The sequence below is a fragment of the Rhizobium sp. P1_E1 genome (genome assembly GCF_056406015.1).
In genome coordinates this window covers 1-1,311 of sequence record NZ_JBFUAY010000503.1, presented here as the reverse complement: position 1 = coordinate 1,311, position 1,311 = coordinate 1, and the positions used below count along the sequence as shown (strand labels likewise).

The following is a 1,311-nucleotide window of genomic DNA, read 5'->3' as shown; positions in this document are numbered from 1 at the left end:
ATTCTGGCGAGGTCGAGCTCGAAACCGGAGTCATGATCTATTTTCAAGACGACCGAGTTGGAATGGTTTGGGACAAGAACGGAGAGCGCCTCCACCAAGGGGCGGCCGATGAGTAACCGAGCTTGCCGAACGAGAAGAAGAACCGGTGATGACGGCTCAAAAACGGAGAAATAAATCTCGAGAGCTGCCAGCGTGCCATTTACTTCGCGCATGGACGTAAACGAGATCGGGCAGATTTCTGATGCAGCAGCCCCAGCGACCCGATGCGATAAGACAGTGTCGCTTGGCACGGCAGACTGCATGCGTTCATCCGATGTCGGACTGTTATCGCTGTTCAGGCCAGCCAGATCTGGCGCATTCTGGGAAAGCATGTCGGCAATTTCGACTAAAACAGCCATTGTTCCATCGAAGACGGGTGCATATTCGATCCGCTCTGCTTCGAAGAACTTAAGTCGAATATCGGCGAGGCGGTTAGATGCTTTTTGTATATTCGCATATACGGCGACTACGGCATCATGGTTTGCGGGCGCGGCGATGGCATCACAGATCAGAACTGAGCTATGCGGGATATCGCTCGATTTTGCGATTTCTGGCCTTAAGCTAACTCGCCAGGTCCGTAACGAAACTGGGCCAAGGCGGCGATCCTCAAACAATGGCGCATAGCTGAGTGGAAGGACAACCCTTTTCCGATCATCGAGCCCCTCCAAGGCGACGCGCCGGAGTGTCAGGTCACCATCCTCTGCTCTCGGGTGGATGTCATTCCAGAAATCCCTGATCATAACAAGGATCGCATCAAGCGTGTCGGCGAATCTTCCGACCTCGCCGGCTCCAATTTGGAACTGAGCCGTAAGGACGATAAGTCGCAGATCTTTACTGCGCCGAAGCAAAAGGTCGCTCTGCCGCTCCTCGTCCGCTAGTTTGATGACATTGCGCTCATAAAAGGACCCGGTCGCCGGGTCGACGACGGTCCGCGGGAAGCGCTCCTCGGCAGACATTATATACGCGAAATAGTCGCTGTCGCCGGCCGCGTCGAGATCGGGCCCGCATGGCTCGTCGTCAGCAATCGGCGACAGAAGGTCCTCAAATCTCACGACGCGCTCCGGCGAGGCTCTTATTGTACGGCCAGTTTCAATTCGACGCGACGATTTTCCGGGTCGAAGGGATCGGTGGTGCGCGGCAGGCGCTTTCCAAAGCCGATGGCTTGGAGTTTGTCGGCCGGCACATTCTTTTGCTCGAGATATTTGACTACCGCCTCCGCGCGCTCGGTCGACAGCAATTCGTTGTACTGATCCTTGCCACGCGCGTCTGTAT

The 1,311-nt window shown here is 55.6% G+C and carries 2 protein-coding genes; both read right to left on the bottom strand.

Going from position 1 to position 1,311, the window contains the following annotated elements:
* Positions 1-1,091, bottom strand: a 1,091-nt coding sequence (locus tag AC1D1Z_RS37515; protein WP_477853897.1) for a type VI secretion system protein TssA, incomplete at its 3' end; no start/stop codon positions are given.
* Between the two features lie 20 nt (positions 1,092-1,111).
* Positions 1,112-1,311 (bottom strand): OmpA family protein (locus AC1D1Z_RS37510; protein ID WP_477853896.1); only part of this gene is annotated, 200 nt, incomplete at its 5' end.